The sequence below is a fragment of the Bacillus sp. EKM202B genome (assembly GCF_011066025.1).
Taxonomy (GTDB): Bacteria; Bacillota; Bacilli; order Bacillales; family Bacillaceae_G; genus Bacillus_A; species Bacillus_A toyonensis.
Map to the genome: position 1 here is coordinate 1 of NZ_JAAMNK010000081.1, position 1,902 is coordinate 1,902.

2 protein-coding genes and 1 pseudogene are annotated in these 1,902 nt (G+C 31.3%); 1 reads left to right on the top strand and 2 read right to left on the bottom strand.

Annotation, left to right across the window (positions count from 1 at the left end; genetic code table 11):
- Both G9F74_RS29345 and G9F74_RS29350 read right to left on the bottom strand, forming a co-directional pair.
- The coding region (locus tag G9F74_RS29345; protein ID WP_260408310.1) for an FAD-dependent oxidoreductase at positions 1 to 342 on the bottom strand (342 nt) is incomplete at its 3' end.
- A 355-nt stretch (positions 343 to 697) separates the two neighbouring features.
- A complete protein-coding gene (locus G9F74_RS29350) occupies positions 698 to 1,144 on the bottom strand; it encodes a GNAT family N-acetyltransferase (protein ID WP_016107178.1) in 447 nt (148 codons plus the stop codon).
- Positions 1,145 to 1,450: 306 nt separating this feature from the next.
- On the opposite strand from G9F74_RS29350, the pseudogene G9F74_RS30635 reads away from it, so the two are divergent.
- Positions 1,451 to 1,622 (top strand): annotated as a pseudogene (locus G9F74_RS30635) (inositol-3-phosphate synthase); the annotation flags it as partial.
- Between the last annotated feature and the right edge of the window lie 280 nt (positions 1,623 to 1,902).

The window sequence follows — 1,902 nt, forward strand, 5'->3', positions numbered from 1 at the left end:
TGTCCGAAGCCAATTCATCTCCCACCTACTCACTTCGCGTTCCTTGAGGAAGGAGTCTTCTTGGCTAAAATGATAAATTATGTCATGTTGAGCCGTAATTTTAGCTGTCGTATGTCCAGTCGTTCCATTTAATAACTTGTCTGCCTCTATAACAGCGATTTTTAGACCCTCATTTATTAAAAGATAGGCAGAAGTAATGCCAGTAATTCCTCCTCCTACAATAATAACATCGACCTGCATGTCATTTTCTAAGGAAGGGTATTCTGGTAATTGAATACTGCTCGTCCAATAAGATTCGGCATTATGGGGTAATATTCCACTGTAATTCTCATTATTGGTCACTATAAATCCTCCATCCAATGTTTTATATTTTTATTATTTCCACTTATTGGAGAGGTAAACTTTGAGCTTAGAAAACAGCAAATTGTGGCTGTATGTATGTTCAATTTAGCCGTAATTTTATTTGAACATTGTTTTTGCTTTTAAATAAAGTTTATTCAAATTGATACTAATAACTTTGATAAATAATCATAGAAAAGAGCGTGTTTTGACAAAAAGGTTAATCAAAACACGCTCTTAATATTTTTAGTTGGTTGATTCTTTTATAAAAAAGTTTAATCCTTTTCTACTTATATTGCTCCACTATCAGATTCTTTTCTTTAATAAGTCTACAAGTCATTGTGGAGAATTCAAGTACTTACAAAGAATATTTAGCTAACTGTTCACCCCAAGCTGATAACTCTGTTTCAATAAATCCTGCTTTTTTATATGCAAATTTAGCTGTAAGGTTTTCAGGAGCATATCCAATCATTATTAAAGAAATGTTTGCGTAATTATTTCGTCTTATCTCATCAATAACCAGATATATAGCTTGTTTACCTATACCTTTCCCTTGAAATTTTTTATCAATCATAAGTCTATAAATCCAATAATTATTATCATCAGAATCTATCCCAAACATAGTAAATCCTATCATTTTTTCATCAAGATAAATACCTTTTGCATAGAAGTTATCTAGAAATTGAACTTCTGCGATAGAATAAAGGTTGGATGCAATAAATGTTTGTTGTTCTTCTTTAACAGACAGTCTAATTGCTTTTTCCCAATTACTTTTGTCAATAGCCTTTAAATAAATTTTCTTCAATCTGATACTCTCCTTCTAATATTGAAGAGGAACCACGTAGTTTATGGGCTAGTGAAACGTTATCCTCTTGTTTTTTTGCCCAATCAGATAGAAATATTTTCTCATCGACAACACCCCCTTAAAGGTATACTTAAAAACACGTTATTATATTCAATATAATTATAATCTTTCCCTATATTTTATTGAAGATTTGATTATTCATACTAAATCTCACTGTTAACTTAATAAGTGTTATTCAAGTGAACCAACTGCCACTTAGTAGCTCTTACGAGCTTACTTGATTAGTCGTTACTTTTGATAGCTAACAGTCATACAAATCATAAAATAAGAATTGATGACTTTCCTGTTCGAGGAGATAGGAAAGAGGTATGGGATATGATTGACTTTGAAAATTGGTTAGGGGAAAGTAGAAATAATGGAATATCTTTTACTCTTTTTTAAATCACCAATTGGAACAGATGAGAATGCCCTTGATTAACAAAATCATACATTATTGGAATATGTGAAGAATTTCGAAGACAATGTGTAGTATTCTCGGTAACTTTAGAGTTGAAAATATATGAATGTAGTATTCGGGCTAGATATCAGTATTAATATCCGAAATAGAGAATTAAATAGAAAGATTTAGTTAGAAAGTGATTTCAATGCACTTTATTTAATATAAAATGACCCCCGCTAATAGTGCAGTGATCCCTGTCAAGTAGACAGGACTTAAAAAACACAATTAAACAACCTGCGTTCGATATTGATATGGACTC